Origin of the sequence: Microbacterium sp. WCS2018Hpa-23 (assembly GCF_031843845.1) — a bacterium.
Taxonomy (GTDB): domain Bacteria; phylum Actinomycetota; class Actinomycetes; order Actinomycetales; family Microbacteriaceae; genus Microbacterium.
The window spans coordinates 167,329-183,162 of record NZ_JAVTIZ010000010.1 but is presented as its reverse complement, the minus strand read 5'-3'; the positions used below and the strand labels follow the sequence as shown (position 1 = coordinate 183,162).

The window sequence follows — 15,834 nt, the reverse complement described above, 5'->3', positions numbered from 1 at the left end:
GTTCCGGTCGCACTTCGTGCCGTCGCGGCGTCGCATCCGGGGTTCCGGTCGCACTTCGTGCCGCCCGAACCACTGTGGGAGCGTGGGCGCCCCGCTCCCGTCGCAGTTCGTGCCGCGTCCATGGCCGGACCCCCACTCCGGTCGCAGTTCGTGCCGCTCGGACGGTCCCGACGCGGCACGAAGTGCGACGGGAGCAGTCGGACGCGGCGCGAAGTGCGACGGGAACAGCGAGAAACGTCGGGCGGCACGAACTGCGACGGCGCACTGGCGGAAAAGAAGCGGATGCTGTCGCTCCGGCGCATCGCCGATGTCGGTGGCCGGTGCAAGGATCGAAGGATGCCGAAGACCGGTCGCGTCCAGCGCGACGACAGCCTGAACCCCGAGAAGCCCCGCACACAGGGTCCGCTCGTGCTCGTCGCCGCCCTCGTGACGGTCGTGCTGTGGGCGTCGGCGTTCATCGGCATCCGCGGTGCGGGCCCGCATTTCGATCCCGGTGCTTTGGCGCTGCTGCGCATGGCCGTGGGCAGCGCCGCGCTCGCGATCATCGCAGTGCGCCACGGCATCCGTCTTCCCGAACGCCGCCACTGGTGGCTCGTCGCGGTGTGGGGAGTGGGCTGGTTCTGCGTCTACAACCTCGCGCTGAACGCCGCCGAGCGCACCCTCGATGCGGGCACGGCGGCGATGGTCGTGAACCTCGCACCCCTCATGGTGGTGATCTTCAGCGGGCTGTTCCTGCGCGAGGGCTTTCCCAAGCCGCTCATCATCGGAGCCCCGATCGCGTTCCTCGGCGTGGTGCTGATCGGCATGAACTCGTCCACCAGCGAGGGGCCCGACATCACGGGGCTGTTGCTCGCGCTGCTCGCGGCCGTGATGTACGCGGGCTGCACGCTGCTGCAGAAGCATCTGCTGAGCGCCGGGTCCGACGCCACGACCCTCACCTTCCTCGGTGCCGTCGCGGGCACCGTCGCGCTGCTCCCATGGACGGGCAGTCTGATCGGCGCACTGCAGACCGCTCCTCTCGACTCGACGCTGTGGGTCGTCTACCTCGGCATCTTCCCGACGGCGATCGCGTTCACCACCTGGGCGTACGTATTGCAGCGCAGCACCGCCGGGCAGACGTCGGCCACGACCTACGTCGTTCCTGCGATCGCGATCCTGATGTCGTGGGCGATCCTCGGCGAGGTACCGACGCTGCTGATGTTCGTCGGCGGCGCGCTGTGCCTGCTCGGCGTGCTCGTCACCCGGATGCGGTGGGGCCGCCGCGCGCGCTGACCGTCGCCCGACTCGGGCATGGCCCCTCGGCGTAGTGCTCGAGCGCTCCCGACTCTGGCGCAGCGCCTTGGGCGCAGCGTCTTAGGCGCAGCGTCTTAGGCGCAGCGTCTTGAGCGCTGGCGCCGCACGCGCGATCCAGGCGGGGCCAAAAACACACCGCTCACACCCATTTCGGGGGCGAAAGTGACCCCACACCCCGAGCGATCCAGGCGGGGCCAAACACACACCGCTCACGCCCATTTCGGATGCGAAAGTGACCCCACACCGCCAGCCGGGTGCGAAAGTGACCCCGCACCACCAGCCGGGTGCGAAAGTGACCCCACACCCCGAGCGATCCAGGCGGGGTCAATAACGCACCGCGCACACCCATTTCGGATGCGAAAGTGGCCCCGCACCCGACCCCGACCAGCGGCCCGGGCACCCGGCACACCCGCCTCAGCGCGGCGACACCGACCGGCGCTGACGGATCGAGCCGCGCTGCGCGTCGACGCTCGCGAGCATGTCACCCGCGAGCTTGCGCTTGAGTTCGAGCGACTCCCCGATCTCGGCGGCGAGCCTCGGGCGGGTGCGGATCAACTCGTCGATCGTGGCGAGCGGCAGCACGAGGACGGTCAGGATCTCTCCCGCGACCGTCACGGCCTGCGTCCGCTCGCGGGTGAGCGCGGTCTGACCGATCAGGTCGCCCTTCTCCGCCGACGTGAATTCGACGCGACCGCCGTCGACCTCGATCGCGAGCACCGCTCTGCCCGATACGACCACCCGCACCTCGTCGGGAACGACGCCACTGGCGAGAACGACCTCGCCGACGCCGTAGCGCTCCAGGTGGGAAGCTTGCGTCATCGCCTCGAGGTCGTCGTCGTGCAGGTGCAGCGTGCCGGCGATCTCAGCGAGCGCATCGGCGAGGCGACCGGGCTCGGCGATCGGGTCGGTGGCATCGCCGTCGAGCGCGAATCCATGCCGCCGTGCCGCGTACCAGACCCACGACAGGTACATCGAGAGGGCGCGTCCGGCGTCCGCGGGCCCTGCGACCGGAATCGAGACGCCGTACGCCCCGCCTCCGGAATAGCTGACGGACGCGCGCTCCCGGTCGGCGAGCATCGGCAGGGCGTCGGCGACCTCGACGAGCAGCGCCATGACCTCGTGCGGGGGGTCATCGGTCGCGAACTTCACGTCGGTGGATGCCGAATACGGCCCGTCCGGTTCGGAGAGGTTCGTGAACGACGCCCCCGAGAGGCTCGAGTTCGGGACGATCTGGATGCCGGAGCCGGTGTCGATGTGCACGGCACGCCAGTTGACCTCGACCACCCGCCCCTTGACGCCGGCCGCATCGAGGAAGTCGCCGATCTTGAACGGCTGCTCGAACAGCAGCAGCAGGCCCGAGATGACACCGCCGACCGCGTTCTGCAGCGCGAGACCGATCACGATCGACCCGACGCCGAGGGCCGTGAACAGGCCGCCGACGTCGGCATCCCACACCCACGAGAACAGCAAGGCGAGACCGAGGGCGACGAGCACGAGACGGGCGATCTCGACGAAGATCGTCGGGATCCGTTTGCGCCACGAGTCCTCGGCGGCGTTCGCGAACAGGGCGACGTTGAACGACGACAGCAGCAGCAGGATCACGAGGAAACCGAAGACCGTCGCGGCGACGCGGGTCCAGACCTGATCGGCGGGCGACTGGATCGCGAAGGCCAGCAGCGCGAACAGGGCGCCGACCGGGATGACCCCGTTGCGCAGCAGGCGCAGGGGTCCCGCAAGCGGGTTGTTGCGGCGTCGGAGCCCGTTGATCAGCTCGGTGAGCACGACGAGCAGCACCGGCACGCCGACGGCGAGGGCGACGACCCACCAGCCCCAGCCGTCGCGGAACGCGTCGTCGAGCATGTCAGCTCACCTTCCAGACGGTCTCGCTCTTTCCGTGCGCCTCGACGACGCCCGCCTCGGTGAAGGTGAAGATCTCGCGTGTGCGGTCGTAGACGGTCTGGCTCACGTACACGCCGGGCTCGCCGGTCACCGAGCGCACCCGGTAGGCGAGGTTCACGGCGTCACCCCAGAGGTCGTAGGCGAGGGTCGTCCGTGCGACGAGACCGCTCGTCACGGTGCCGGTGTCGACACCGGCACGAATGCCGATCGACGCGCCGTTCTGAGCATTGAACCGCTCGACGACGCCGAGCAGGTTCTTGGCGAAATCGACGCTGCGGCGCACGTTGTCGACGCGCGGGACGATGAGCCCGGACGAGGCGAGGTAACCGCCGCGGAGGGTGCGGACCTTCTCGACTCCCGCCTTCTCGGCCGCCTCGTCGAAGCCCCGCATCAGGGTGTTGAGGTGGCCGATCTCCTGCTCGGTGGTGAGGCCGCGGGCATAGTCGTCGAAGCCGACGAGCTCGGCGAACACGACCGACACGTTCTCATGCGCCTCCGAGATCGCCTCGTCACCCTGCCTGTACTTCGCGGCGACGCTCTCGGGCATCAGCGTGAGCAGCAGCTTCTCGTTCTCGGCCTGCTGCTCGTCGATCAGCTCCTGTTTGATGCGCAGGCTCGACGCCATGTCGTTGAACGCACTGCCGAGATCGCCGAACTCGTCGCGCGATCCCTGCGGCACCTGCACGTCGAGGTCGCCCTCGGCGACGCGATGGACCGCACCGACGAGCCTGTGCACGGGGCGCGTGAACACCTGGGCGAGCAGCAGCGACAGCAGCGAGACGCCCAGCAGGATGCCGAGCAGCGACAGCAGCACCGTGCGGGTGAAGTCGCTGACCGGCGCGAACGCCTCCTCCGAGTCGATCCGCGCGATGATCACCCAGTCGAGCCCCTCGACCTCGAGCGGCGCGTACGCCGTCACGCTCTCACGGCCGAGGTAGTCGCGGCCGATCGTCGTGCCGGAGCGGCCTGCCTGAGCATCCGTCACCGCCTGCGTGTTCACCTGCTGCAGCAGCACCGTGCCGTTGATCTCGACTGCCCGCTCGGCGACGCTCGGCGGCACGCCGCCGTTGATCGCGATCTCGGCATACGTGTCGGGGTTCTCGATGAGGCGCCGCGAGTTGCTGCGCATCAGGTCGTCGCGGCCGACGAGATAGACCTCGCCGGTGTCGCCGAGACCCTGCTCCTTCCAGCCTTCCGAGCCGGTCGTGAGCCCGTTGATCGTGTCGATCGACACCTGATACGCGATCGCACCGGTGATACGGCTGTCGTTGCCCACGGGGGAGATGACCCACATCGTCGGGATGTTGAGCGAGGGAATCCAGCGCTCGAAGTCGGTGAGGACCACGGTGTTCACCGAGTTCGTCGCGATCGCATCCGCGTACGCACCCGCGAGCACCGTGTCGCGATACGGCCCGGTCAGCAGGTTCGTGCCGAGCTCCGGCCCCTTGTACGCCGAGAACACCACGTCGCCGTCGAGGTTCAGCAGCAGAGCATCCTCGTACCCCGCCTCCTCGACCAGACGCGTGAAGTAGTCGCCGTACCTCACGGAAGCCTCGCCGTACAGGGTTCCGTCATCCGGATCGTTGTCGTTGAGGAGCGTGTCGTAGTCGGCGTCGAAGTCCTGATTCTGCGTCGTGAAGTGGGACTGCAGGTGCTGCCCGGCCACCGAGTCGGGGATGAACGCGCTGTCACCGTACTCGTCGCCGGTACGCTCCTCGAGCTTCGGGATGAACACGTCCGTGTAGTAGGCCTCGAGTTCTTCGCGCTCGCCCGGCTCGGGCTGCTCCTGCTGCAGCTCCTCGAAGCCCTCGTTGATCGAGGTCGACAGGTTCTGCGCACTGAGGTTGCGCGAGTTCAGCGAGGCGTCGCGCTTCACCGTCTCGAGCGCGTCGGTGATCTCTGCAGCCCTCATCGAGCGGATGGTGATCAGCTGGTCGACCGCAGAGTCGTGCAGAGACTGCCTGCCGTTGAGGAACCCGATCGTCCCCACGATCACCGACGAGACGAGACTCACCGCCAGCAGCATGATGAGGAGCTTCGACTGGATGCTGAGGCCCGCCCTCCCCCGCCATGACCGCTTTCGCGTCTCCGCGCCTGTCGTTCCCGTCGTGCCCTCGCTCATACAAGCCCCCTCCCGGCCGCGTGCGCTGTGGTCTGACGCTATCGACATATCGACATATCGGTCTAGCGTCCGGGCGCTTCGTGACCGATAAAGTGTGCGCGGAGGCGAATATGACGACCTGGTGGCCCTTTGCACGACTCGCAGCAGCAGCGCTCGGACTCGCGGCGATCGTCGCGCAGCTCGCCCGCAGCATCGAGAACGCGCTGAACGCCACCACTGAGTGGGGCCAGCACATCCCGACCGTCACCGCCAACTTCTTCAGCTTCTTCACGATCCTGTCGAACGTGCTCGCGGTGATCGTGCTGACGATCGGGGCGATCTGGGCACTGCGCCACCGCCGCGACACTTCCCCCGAGCCGACGTGGTTCGCGATCGTCCTGGCCTGCGTGAGCACCTACATGATCGTCACCGGCATCGTCTACAACACGCTGCTGAGAGGCGTCGAGCTGCCCCAGGGCGTGACCGTGCCGTGGTCGAACGAAGTGCTGCACGTCGTCATCCCGCTATTCCTCCTCGCCGACCTGCTGTTCGCCCCGCGTCGACGGGCGCTCGGCTGGAGCGCCGTCGCCATCGTTGCGATGTTCCCGATCGTCTGGGTCGTCTACACGATGATCCGCGCGAACTTCATCATCGCGCCCGCCACCGGCGAGGCCTGGTGGTACCCGTACCCGTTCCTCAACCCGCACCGCGTGCCCGGCGGCTACCTCGGCGTCTCGGGATACATCGTCGGCATCGCGATCGCCATCATCGGCGTCGCATGCCTCGTGGTCTGGATCGGCCGCCGTCGCGGCAGCGCGACGGATACGATCAGCGGATCGCGCCCTCAGGATTGAACACCGAGAGCACCGGGCCACTCACATGCTGCGCGTCGCCGCACGCGCAGACCCGACACCTGCAGGCCGGAATCACGGATGCATGCCGCACGGGCCGTTCTGAGCATGCATCCGTGATCTCGACCTGCATCCGGATCCAGGCCGGAGCGGGGAGACCGGATGCGGTTACGCTGGTCGACGGGGGATCGTCGACGCGTCCCCGTGGGAACGAGGAGACACACCGATGAACGAGCCCTACGCGCCCGGCACCTCCGCAGGTTCGACGCCGCCGCCTCCGCCGGCGCCCCCGACCCCCGCGGCATCGTCCTCGGCGTCGAAGAAGTCCGAGGCGCCCACCGAGGCCGAGCTCCGCCGCGCGAGCGAGGTGCTGAAGACGGTCTCCGACGCGTACTCCGCGAAGATGGTCGGCCAGGAGCGGCTGCGCATGAGCCTGCTGATCTCGCTGATCGCAGGCGGCCACATCCTGCTCGAGAGCGTCCCGGGGCTCGCGAAGACCACCGCAGCGAGCACACTGGCCGACACCGTCAAGGCGCAGTTCAAGCGCATCCAGTGCACCCCCGATCTGCTGCCCAGCGACATCACCGGCAACCAGATCTACGACGCGGCGACCGGATCGTTCCGCACCGTCCTCGGCCCCGTGCACGCCAACTTCGTGCTGCTCGACGAGATCAACCGGTCGAGCGCCAAGACCCAGAGCGCCATGCTCGAGGCGATGCAGGAGCACCAGACCACGATCGGTGGCGAGGTGCACCACCTGCCGAAGCCCTTCCTCGTGATCGCCACGCAGAACCCCATCGAGCAGGAGGGCACGTACGAGCTGCCTGAGGCCCAGATGGACCGCTTCCTGCTGAAGGAGATCGTCGAGTACCCGAGCCCCGCCGAGGAGTTCGAGATCCTCGGACGCATCGACTCCGGCGTGCTCGACCCCGACCGTCACGTCTCGAGCGCGATCAGCCTCGACGACGTGCACATGCTGCAGGACGTCGCGAGCCGCATCTACGTCGACCCCGCGATCCGCAACTACATCGTCTCGATCGCCTACGTCACCAGAAACCCCGCGCCCTACATCGGCGAGGACCGCGCCCGCTTCATCAAGTACGGCGCGAGCCCCCGTGCGAGCATCGCCTTCCTGCAGGCATCCCGCGCGCTGGCCCTGCTGAACGGTCGCGCTCACGTGCTGCCGGAGGACATCCGGTCGCTCCGTCACCTGGTGCTGCGCCACCGCGTGCTGCTCACCTTCGAGGCCGACGCCGAGGGCATCCGCAGCGAGGAGATCATCGACCAGATCTTCGCGTCCGTTCCCACGCCCTGATCCCGCCATGGCCAGCCTGATCACCCAGGTGAAGAGCAAGCTCTTCATCCACTCGTCGCGCAAGTCGCTGCACGCGCTCGACGGCGCCTACGCGTCGCTGCTGCACGGGCGCAGCCTCGACTTCGAGGACCTGCGCAAGTACGAGTACGGCGATCAGGTGCGCGACATCGACTGGCGCGCCACGGCACGACTGGGCACGCCGCTGGTCAAGAGACACCGCGCGATGCGGATGCACACGATCCTGTTCGTGGTCGACACCGGAAGGTCGATGGCGGCCCTCGCGCACGACGAGAAGTCGAAGAAGGATCTCGCGATCCTCGCGACGGGCGTGCTCGGCGTGCTGGCTCTGCGCCACGGCGATGACTTCTCGCTCGTCTACGGTGATTCCGACCGCGTGCGCCGCCGCGCGCCCGGTCGCAGCGAAGGCGCACTCGAGCACGCCCTGCGCACGATCGACCAGGCGATCGACTCGAGCACCGCGTCGAGCGACCGCGACGCCCTGCTCTCGTACGTCACCCGCACGATCTCTCGGCGCATGATCGTCTGCGTCATCACCGACGAGGCCCCCGTCACCGATGAGACCGAACGGATGCTGCGCCGACTGCGCGTGCAGCACGACGTACTGTGGCTCACCGTGAGCGACGCCGATCCGGTGCTCGACCACACCACGAACACGATCCGCAGCGACGTCGACAGCATGTGGGAGGTGCCCGACTTCGTGCAGGGCGACCTCGACATCATCCGCGAGCTCACCGCCCAGACCGAAGCCGATGCCGCCCGTCTCGCCGAGGTCCTCAAGCGCATGGAGATCAGCCACAGCGTTCTGGCAGGTCAGGACGACGCCGTCTCGCAGCTGCTCCAGCTGCTGAATCGGAGGTCGAATGCCCGGCTCTGATGAGCTCTACCCTCCGGCCCAGTACGGCTGGGGGTGGATCCTGCTCGCCTTCGGCATCCTGATCGTGCTGATCGCGGCCGCCTGGCTGCTGGTCGCGTTGACGCGCCCCCGTCGCGACCTCACCCTGACCGGCGAGGCGCAGGGGCCGCAGCTGCTCACCACGGACGTGCTGTCTCAGCTGCGCGTGGAGTACCTCGACCGCATCCAGCGCATCGAGGACGACTACCGCGCCCGCACGCTCTCGGCACGCAACGCCAACCTCGAGTTCAGCCGCGTGGTGCGCACGTTCGTCAACGAGTACAGCGGACTCGAGGCTCCGGTGCTCGCGCTCGACGACCTCGTGTCGCGCGGGGTGCACCCCGCGCTGATCGATGCGATGGGCCGCCACTACTACCCCAGCATCTTCCGTCAGGGTCCCGCGATCGACCCCGTCGCCGGTGCTGAGGCCGCGAGAACGGTGGTGCGCACATGGCACTAGCGAACTGGTGGCTGATCCTCGTCGCCGCGGGCGTCGTGATCGTGGCGATCGTGGTCGGCGTGATCGTCGGGCTGCGCAGCGGCGCGAAGACCGAGGAGCACGAGCGGGCTCGCGTCGCCCGCGCCGAGCGCCTGCGCGCGCTGCCGACGTTCCGCACCGCGCTGAACCGCCGAGTGCTCGCGCTGTCGGGCATCCTGCTGCTCGGTGTGGTCGCAGCCCTCTCCGCCGGTGTGGTGTCGGCGCGACCGATGTCGTCGCAGACGATCCAGCCCGTCAACACGAGCCGCGACATCATGCTGTGCCTCGATGTCTCCGGATCCATGAAAGAGGTCGACGTCGAGGTGCTCACGGTCTTCGAGGAACTTCTCAAGGACTTCGAGGGTGAGCGCATCGGCCTGACGATCTTCAACAGCTCGCCCGTGCAGATCTTCCCGCTGACCGACGACTACGAGTTCATCCGCGGGCATCTGCAGCGCATCCGCGAGGGCTTCGATGCCAACGAACCGGTCCCCGAGCACTGGGTCGGCACGCTCAACGGCAACGGCGCCTCACTGATCGGCGATGGCCTCGCCGCCTGCACGATGGCGTTCGACCACCCCGACGACGAACGCTCGCGCTCGATCATCTTCGCCACCGACAACGAGATCAACGGCGCCTCGATCGTGACCCTAGACGAGGCCGCCGCCTACGCCGATTCGATCGACGTGCGGGTGTTCGCCCTCAACCCCGTGCAGGGCAAGGACGCCGACGTGAGCGCCGAACTCACGAAGGCCGCCGAGGCCACGGGCGGAGCCGCCTACGGTCTGCGCGACACCACCACAGTGAGCGACATCGTCGATCAGGTGCAGGAGCAGGAGGCGACCGAGCTGAAGGGCCAGGCGCAGGTCGTCTGGACCGACACGCCGGACCTCTGGATCGTCATCCTGATGATCTCGATGCTCTCCTTCATCGTGGTGCTGTGGAAGGTGAAGCTGTGATCTTCCAGCCCGTGCTCAACATCTTCCTCCTGGTGCTGCTCTGCGTGCCTGTGGCGGCTCTCGCCGTGATCGCCCTGACGAAGGCGAAGGGCCGTGACAAGGCGCTGTGGGTCATGCGGCTCGTGATGCTGCTGGCCTGCTTCTTCATGTTCCTGCGCCCCGGGATCCCGGGCGGAGTCACGCAGACGCTCGCGACGGACACCGACATCGTGCTCGTCGTCGACACCACCGCGAGCATCGTCGCCGAGGACTGGGACGGCGATCGGCCCCGCCTCGACGGAGTACGAGCCGACGTGCAGACCATCGTCGACGAGTACCCCGGAGCCCGCTTCGCGTTGATCACGTTCGACGCCTCGGCCGACCTGCGGATGCCGCTCACCACCGACACGACCTCGCTCGTGTCGTCGCTCGACGTGCTGCGACCAGAGGTGACGAGCCAGTCGCGCGGCAGCTCGATCGGCATCGCGAACCAGCTGCTCGCCGACACCCTCGCGAACGCGGCGGCCTCCTCGCCCGACCGCTCGCGCATGGTCTTCTACTTCGGTGACGGCGAGCAGACCGTCACCTCGGCACCCGAACCCTTCGACGGCAGTGAGAACTTCACGGATGCCGGAGCCGTGCTCGGCTACGGCACGCCCGAGGGCGGCCCGATGCAGCTGACGACCGGCAGCCTCGACGGATCGGGTTCGGGCGATTACATCGAGTATCAGGGGTCGGATGCCCTGTCGGTGATCGACGAGGGCAACCTCGAGGCGATCGCAGCCGAACTCGGCGTCGAGTACCAGCACCGCACCGCGGACACCGAGCTGGAGCTTCCCGAAGCGCCGTCGACCACGACGGACTACGCCGAGTCAGGCTCGGTCGGCAACGTCACCGAGCTCTACTGGATCGCAGCCCTCGTGGTCGTCGCCCTGCTCGGCGTCGAACTCGCGCGCGCCAGCATGCTCGTCGCCCGGCTGCGCCTGCTGCGGGCGCCGTCCGCGAGCACCCGCACCCGCAGCCGCACGCGCAGCGAGAAGCGCCCCACCGACGGAGGTACGGCATGACCGACCTGTCGACCCGTCAGGGCCCCGCTCCCTCCGCCGGCCCCGACGACCTGAGGGCAGCCGCCGCGGCGGCGCTGCTCGCGTCGAATCGGCGACGCCGTCGCATCCGCCGCTGGGTCGCGATCGGCACCCTGCCGCTGACGCTCGCAGCGCTCCTCTTCGTCGGCAAGATCCTGAGCATGTACGCCTTCGCGCACCAGTCGATCACCGCCTATGTCGCCGACGACTTCTCGGGGTCGGAGTCCTCGGCGCGCGGGCAGGAGTTCCTCAACTGGTTCGAGCCCTACAAGGCCCCGTTCAACGTGGGCACCGCCCTCGCCGGGGCCGAGATGCTTCCCGAGGCGCGCGGCAAGCTCGAGGAATCACTCGACCTCGCGACCGGCCTCGAGGTGTGCAGCGTGCGCATCAACCTCGCCCTGGTCATCGAGCGGATGGGCGATGCCGCCCGTGCCGACGGGGATGGTCCGGGCGCTGCCGCACTCTACGGCGAGGCTCTCACGGTCACGACCGAGATGCCCGAGGAGTGCAACAGCGAAGAGGCGCAGCAGCAGACCTCCGACCCCGACCGCAACCTGCAGGAGAGCAAGGAAGGTCTCGAGGACCGCCTGAAGCAGAAGCAGCAGAGCGAGCAGGAAGCTCCTCCCGAGGAGCAGCAGGGGGAGCCGCAGCCGCAGCCGTCCGAAGACAAGCTCGAGGAGCTCAAGGAGCAGCTCGAGCAGGGCACTCAGGAGCGCGATCAGCAGCAGGGCGACGACGGCGGCAGCTCGGGAACGGACAAGCCATGGTGATGGATCACGAGAAGCAGCGGGCGCGCTACGTCGCCGGCACCGAGGGGGCGCCGCCCGTCCCGCCGCCCGGCGGCTACCGCAATGCACGCCGCCAGTCGGGAGCCGTCTCGCAGCCGCAGTACGGTGCGCCGACTCCCGCGGCGACCGCGACGGCATCCTCATCCGAGACGAAGAAGCCGGCGAACGCGCTCGGGTGGATCGCCCTGGTCGTCGGCATCCTGTTCGCGGTGATCCTGCTCATCACACTGGCCGTCGGCGCGACCGACACCCTCTACGGCGTCACCATGCTCGCTCTGCAGCTCGTGGTCGTCGCCGTGATCGTCGGCACCCTCTTCACCTCGCGCGGGCGCACTTTCGCCGCGGTCGCGCTCGGGATCACGCTCGTCTTCAACGTCGCCACGGTCGGCGGCATCGGCGCGCTGCAGACATCCGCGTCCGGCAGCTACGACGGCATGAAGACCGAGGAGCAGAAGCACGAAGAGGCCTACCCCGGCATCAAGGGCACCGATCCGCAGGATGCTCTGCAGCAGCAGTCTCTCGAAGAGGTGAGGGCGGAGGCCGACGGCCTGTTCGCCGAGATCCGCGAGCGCATCACCGCGGAGTACGGGTACGAGTGGGTGCAGGTCGGCGACGAAGACCTGCGTCCGGAGCGCAACGGCTATGGCGGTGAGTCGATGCTCATCGAGTACACGTCGATCGGATGGGCGACCACCGAGCCGATCCACGACTACAGCACCAAGCTCGACGTGATGGCGACGATCGACTCCGTCGTGGCCGAGCACGGGCTGCCGCCGCTGTACTCGTTCAACGGCGAGTTCTCGGGGATCGACCCGACGATGATCGCGAAGCTCTACGGCAGTGACGACCCCCGCGAGCAGCACACGTGGGAGTACTACACCGACAACTACCCCGACCCGATGCGGCTGTACGCCAACATCTTCGACCTCTCGAACGATCCGACGGGCGACTTCCTCAAGACCCGCGAGGCGCAGAACGCCCGCACCGACGAGCCTCTGGAAGGTCTGCAGCTGGTCGTGATCGCGAGCGCCGTGCTCAGCGAGGACGACCGGGCGGAATTCGAGGAGAAGTTGAAGGACTACCCAGGATTCCAGTGAGCTCTGTCGGCTCTACCATTCCGATGGTAACGTCATGGCATGCACACGACCATCGACAAAGCGGGGCGGATCGTGATCCCTGCGTCGATCCGTGAGCGCCTCGGCATCCTTCCGGGTCCGGTCGACATCATGATCGACGGAACGGGCATCCGCATCGAGGTCGCCGCGCCTGACGATCTCGTCGAGAAGGACGGACGCCTGGTCATCAACGGCAGCGGCACCACGCTCACGTCAGACGACATCCGGGAGCTCCGGCTTGCCGACCAGCGCTGACCTGCTCCTCGACACGAGCGCGGCCGTCGCCCTGATCACCGAAGACAGCGCAGCTCACGACAAGGTCCGCGACGCCTGCGCCGGACTGGTCCTCGGGCTCGCGGGTCACGCACTGCTCGAGACCTACTCCGTGCTCACGAGACTGCCGGGAGGCAGCCGCCTCAGCCCCGCCGCCGCGAGCCACGTGATCGCCCGGGAGTTCCCCAGATCGGTCGCCCTGCCCGCCGACGAGGCCGTCCGCGCCGTGATCGAGCTGGCCGAAGCAGGAGTGGCCGGCGGCGCCGTCTACGACGGACTTGTGGCGCTCGCGGCACGCTCCGCCGAGATCACGCTGCTGACCTGCGACCGGCGCGCACTCGGAACGTATGCGGCGCTGAAGACGGACGTCCAGCTGATCTGACCCTCCCGGAGCGCGCTTCGAAACCCCTGGCTCTCCGCTCTGCGGCGTCTAGGCTCGATCCCATGAGTCTCACTTCGCGCAGATCCGACAGCCGTCGCGGCGTTGCAGCATCCGCCCTCGTCGCTGTGTCAGCGCTGCTGCTGACCGGGTGCGTCGGCGGGCAGCGACCCGAGCCGACGGAGGTCGTGAGCGAGTATCTCACCGCCATCGCCGAGGGAGACGCGACGACCGCGACCGCGCTCGACGGCGCAGCCGTCGATGCCGAGCATGCGGACTCGACGACTGCGGAGGAGGGTGACTTCGAGACGCTGCGCACCGACGCCGTGCTTCTCGGCGCCGACAGTCGGATCGAGGATGTCGAGGTGCAGCCCGAGGCAGCGAAGGTGGGCGGCGACGAGGATCTGCGCCGCGTGACGTTCTCCTACGTGCTCGACGGCGAACCCCACGAGTCCTCACTGCAGGTGCGGTGGGACGACGAGGCATCCGAGTGGACTCTCGAGCAGTCGTTGACGCTCGCTCTGTCGATCGCCGCTGTGCAGAGCAAGGTGGTTCTCGAGCCCGCTCCGTTCCGTATCTCCGGCATCGACGAGATCGTCGCACCGGACGCCGCCGAGGCCCCTCTGCTCTACCTCGTCTACCCCGGCGAGTACACGATCGAGGCCGCCTTCCCATCGGAGCTCCTGCGCCCCGGCGCCGAGGGCACCCAGACCATCGTCGCGGACATCCCCGGAGACGCCCTGGTGCAGTTCGACGTGAGCGAGCTGCCCTCGCGGTAGGTGCAGCTAGGACGCGCCTCGCGCTAGGTGCAGCTAGGACGCGAGCGAGAGCCCCGCGGCGAGCGCGAAGCCCAGCACGGTCGCGAGACCCGTGACCTGCTTGGCCTTCTCCTGAGCATCCGGCACCATCGAGTCGACGAGCATCACGAGCAGGGCACCGGCCGCGAAGCCGCTCGCGCCGGCACGGAAGTCGTCACCCGTCGCACTCGCGAGCCCGAACCCTGCGACCGTCGCCAGTGCGCAGATCACCGAGATGCCCGCCCAGAGCAGCAGCACACGCGACCTCGCCATGCCGCCCTTCAGCAGGTCGGCAGCAGAGCCGATCGACTCGGGAAGGTTCGAGACGACGATCGCCACGACCAGGGCGATGCTCACCGGCTCACCGGAGGCGAGCCCGATGCCGAGCACCAGCTGCTCGGGGATGCCGTCGAGCAGCGCGCCGAGCGCGAGCGGCACACCTGCCCCCGAGCCCTGGTCCTTCGACTTCGCGGCCCGCGCGTCGAGGATCCGGTCGGCGATGAAGTACGCCAAGGCGCCACCCACGACGCCGACGATGAGCGGGATGGGGCCTGCGAGATCCAGCCCCTCCTCCCACAGCTCGAAGGCGATCGATGCCATCAGCGCTCCGGCGCCGAAGCCGAGCACGATGCCGAGCCAGCGGGGCGGCCAGGTGCGCAGCAGCGCGAGCGCCGCACCGATGATCAGAGGCGACGCCGCGACGATGCCCCACAGAATCGCTCCGCCCATGTGACGCCTCCTTCAGGGACACTCTGCCACCGCCCGGGCGGAAACTGCAGAGGCGCCGCGCCCGATCGGAGCGGTGAGGGGTTCAGTCGACCGGGACGCGATGGATGCCGAGGTCGGTGCGCCCGGGCAGCAGATCCGCCCGGAGCGCGCGGGTGCCGTGATACTCGCCGTCGCGGAGACGGCGATACGGGCTGCTCGGCGATTCGTCGCTGATCCCGGCGAGTCGTTCGACGAGCCGCGCGCTCTCCTGGTCGACACCCGCCGGCGCCAGGCCGTCTGCGTCATGGACGACGTGCAGGTCGAGCGGCTCTATGCCGGTGTACCAGAGGGTGCCGTGGGTGAGCGGGAACAGCAGCGAGTCCAGGTCTCCGCTCACGCCCCGTTCTCCGATCGACCGGTCGTCCTCGCCTGCCGTGACGATCACGAGGGCTCGCCGCCCGGAGAGCGGACCCTCGCCGTAGCGCAGGGGCAGACCGGTCTCGGGGTCGGAGGGACCGTACGCGAATCCGTTGGTGAGAACACGATCGAGCCACCCCTTGAGGATCGCCGGCGGCCCGTACCACCACAGCGGGAACTGGAGCACGACGAGGTCGGCGACCCCGAGCTTGCGCTGTTCCTCGGTCACATCCGACGGCAGCTGCCCCGCGGCATAGGCCTCGCCCATGAGGTCGACGACGCTGCCCTCCCTGCCGAGCGGCTCGCCCAGATCCCGGGCGGCGAGAACGGGGTCGAACCCCTGACCGTACAGATCGGTGATCTCCACGTCGTGGTCGCGCGACAGAGCCTCGACTCCGTCGTGGAACAGCCGGGCGTTGAACGAGTTCTCCTGGGGGTGGGCGTAGATCCAGTGGACGGTCGGGCGTGATGCGGACAACGGAGG

General features: G+C 68.4%; 16 protein-coding genes. 12 read left to right on the top strand and 4 right to left on the bottom strand.

Features of this window, described 5'->3' with window-relative positions; genetic code table 11:
• Positions 1-336: 336 nt before the first annotated feature.
• Positions 337-1,272 (top strand): DMT family transporter, encoded by a 936-nt coding sequence (locus RQG77_RS16885; RefSeq protein WP_311245767.1) that lies wholly within the window; start codon positions 337-339, stop codon positions 1,270-1,272.
• A 435-nt stretch (positions 1,273-1,707) separates the two neighbouring features.
• Here the strand turns inward: RQG77_RS16885 and RQG77_RS16880 are convergent, their stop codons facing one another.
• Both RQG77_RS16880 and RQG77_RS16875 read right to left on the bottom strand, forming a co-directional pair.
• Entirely contained in the window at positions 1,708-3,153 is a 1,446-nt protein-coding gene (locus RQG77_RS16880) for a mechanosensitive ion channel family protein (RefSeq protein WP_311245766.1), read from the bottom strand.
• A gap of 1 nt (position 3,154) precedes the next feature.
• Entirely contained in the window at positions 3,155-5,314 is a 2,160-nt protein-coding gene (locus tag RQG77_RS16875; RefSeq protein WP_311245765.1) for an adenylate/guanylate cyclase domain-containing protein, read from the bottom strand.
• Positions 5,315-5,424: 110 nt separating this feature from the next.
• Between RQG77_RS16875 and RQG77_RS16870 the strand changes: the two genes are divergently transcribed.
• The 11 genes from RQG77_RS16870 to RQG77_RS16820 all read left to right on the top strand — a co-directional run bounded on the left by RQG77_RS16870 (position 5,425) and on the right by RQG77_RS16820 (position 14,207).
• Positions 5,425-6,147 (top strand): Pr6Pr family membrane protein, encoded by a 723-nt coding sequence (locus RQG77_RS16870; RefSeq protein WP_311245764.1) that lies wholly within the window; start codon positions 5,425-5,427, stop codon positions 6,145-6,147.
• A gap of 223 nt (positions 6,148-6,370) precedes the next feature.
• On the top strand, positions 6,371-7,459 hold the full coding sequence (locus RQG77_RS16865; protein WP_311245763.1) for an AAA family ATPase: 1,089 nt from the start codon (positions 6,371-6,373) through the stop codon (positions 7,457-7,459).
• A gap of 7 nt (positions 7,460-7,466) precedes the next feature.
• Positions 7,467-8,354: a DUF58 domain-containing protein gene (locus RQG77_RS16860; RefSeq protein ID WP_056310773.1), complete on the top strand. Its 888-nt coding sequence runs from the start codon at positions 7,467-7,469 to the stop codon at positions 8,352-8,354.
• A complete protein-coding gene (locus RQG77_RS16855; RefSeq protein ID WP_311245762.1) occupies positions 8,341-8,832 on the top strand; it encodes a hypothetical protein in 492 nt (163 codons plus the stop codon). The genes RQG77_RS16860 and RQG77_RS16855 overlap by 14 nt, the downstream gene beginning before the upstream one ends.
• Positions 8,823-9,809 carry a VWA domain-containing protein gene (locus RQG77_RS16850; protein ID WP_311245761.1) on the top strand — a complete coding sequence of 329 codons (987 nt, stop codon included), beginning with the start codon at positions 8,823-8,825 and terminating at the stop codon, positions 9,807-9,809. The genes RQG77_RS16855 and RQG77_RS16850 overlap by 10 nt, the downstream gene beginning before the upstream one ends.
• A complete protein-coding gene (locus tag RQG77_RS16845) occupies positions 9,791-10,855 on the top strand; it encodes a VWA domain-containing protein (protein WP_311245760.1) in 1,065 nt (354 codons plus the stop codon). Before RQG77_RS16850 ends, RQG77_RS16845 begins: the two co-directional genes overlap by 19 nt.
• Positions 10,852-11,643, top strand: coding sequence for a hypothetical protein (locus tag RQG77_RS16840; RefSeq protein WP_311245759.1), 792 nt, complete (start codon positions 10,852-10,854; stop codon positions 11,641-11,643). Before RQG77_RS16845 ends, RQG77_RS16840 begins: the two co-directional genes overlap by 4 nt.
• Positions 11,637-12,758, top strand: coding sequence for a hypothetical protein (locus tag RQG77_RS16835; RefSeq protein ID WP_311245758.1), 1,122 nt, complete (start codon positions 11,637-11,639; stop codon positions 12,756-12,758). The genes RQG77_RS16840 and RQG77_RS16835 overlap by 7 nt, the downstream gene beginning before the upstream one ends.
• A 39-nt stretch (positions 12,759-12,797) precedes the next feature.
• The gene (locus RQG77_RS16830; RefSeq protein ID WP_082477905.1) at positions 12,798-13,031 is read left to right on the top strand and encodes an AbrB/MazE/SpoVT family DNA-binding domain-containing protein; all 234 of its coding nucleotides are present in this window, start codon (positions 12,798-12,800) and stop codon (positions 13,029-13,031) included.
• A complete protein-coding gene (locus RQG77_RS16825) occupies positions 13,015-13,431 on the top strand; it encodes a PIN domain-containing protein (RefSeq protein ID WP_056511268.1) in 417 nt (138 codons plus the stop codon). Before RQG77_RS16830 ends, RQG77_RS16825 begins: the two co-directional genes overlap by 17 nt.
• Positions 13,432-13,493: 62 nt before the next feature.
• A complete protein-coding gene (locus tag RQG77_RS16820; protein WP_311245757.1) occupies positions 13,494-14,207 on the top strand; it encodes a hypothetical protein in 714 nt (237 codons plus the stop codon).
• Between the two features lie 33 nt (positions 14,208-14,240).
• Here RQG77_RS16820 and RQG77_RS16815 read toward each other — a convergent pair whose 3' ends face one another.
• Both RQG77_RS16815 and RQG77_RS16810 read right to left on the bottom strand, forming a co-directional pair.
• On the bottom strand, positions 14,241-14,954 hold the full coding sequence (locus RQG77_RS16815; RefSeq protein ID WP_311245756.1) for a hypothetical protein: 714 nt from the start codon (positions 14,952-14,954) through the stop codon (positions 14,241-14,243).
• An 82-nt stretch (positions 14,955-15,036) separates the two neighbouring features.
• Entirely contained in the window at positions 15,037-15,828 is a 792-nt protein-coding gene (locus RQG77_RS16810) for an NAD(P)H-dependent oxidoreductase (protein ID WP_311245755.1), read from the bottom strand.
• Between the last annotated feature and the right edge of the window lie 6 nt (positions 15,829-15,834).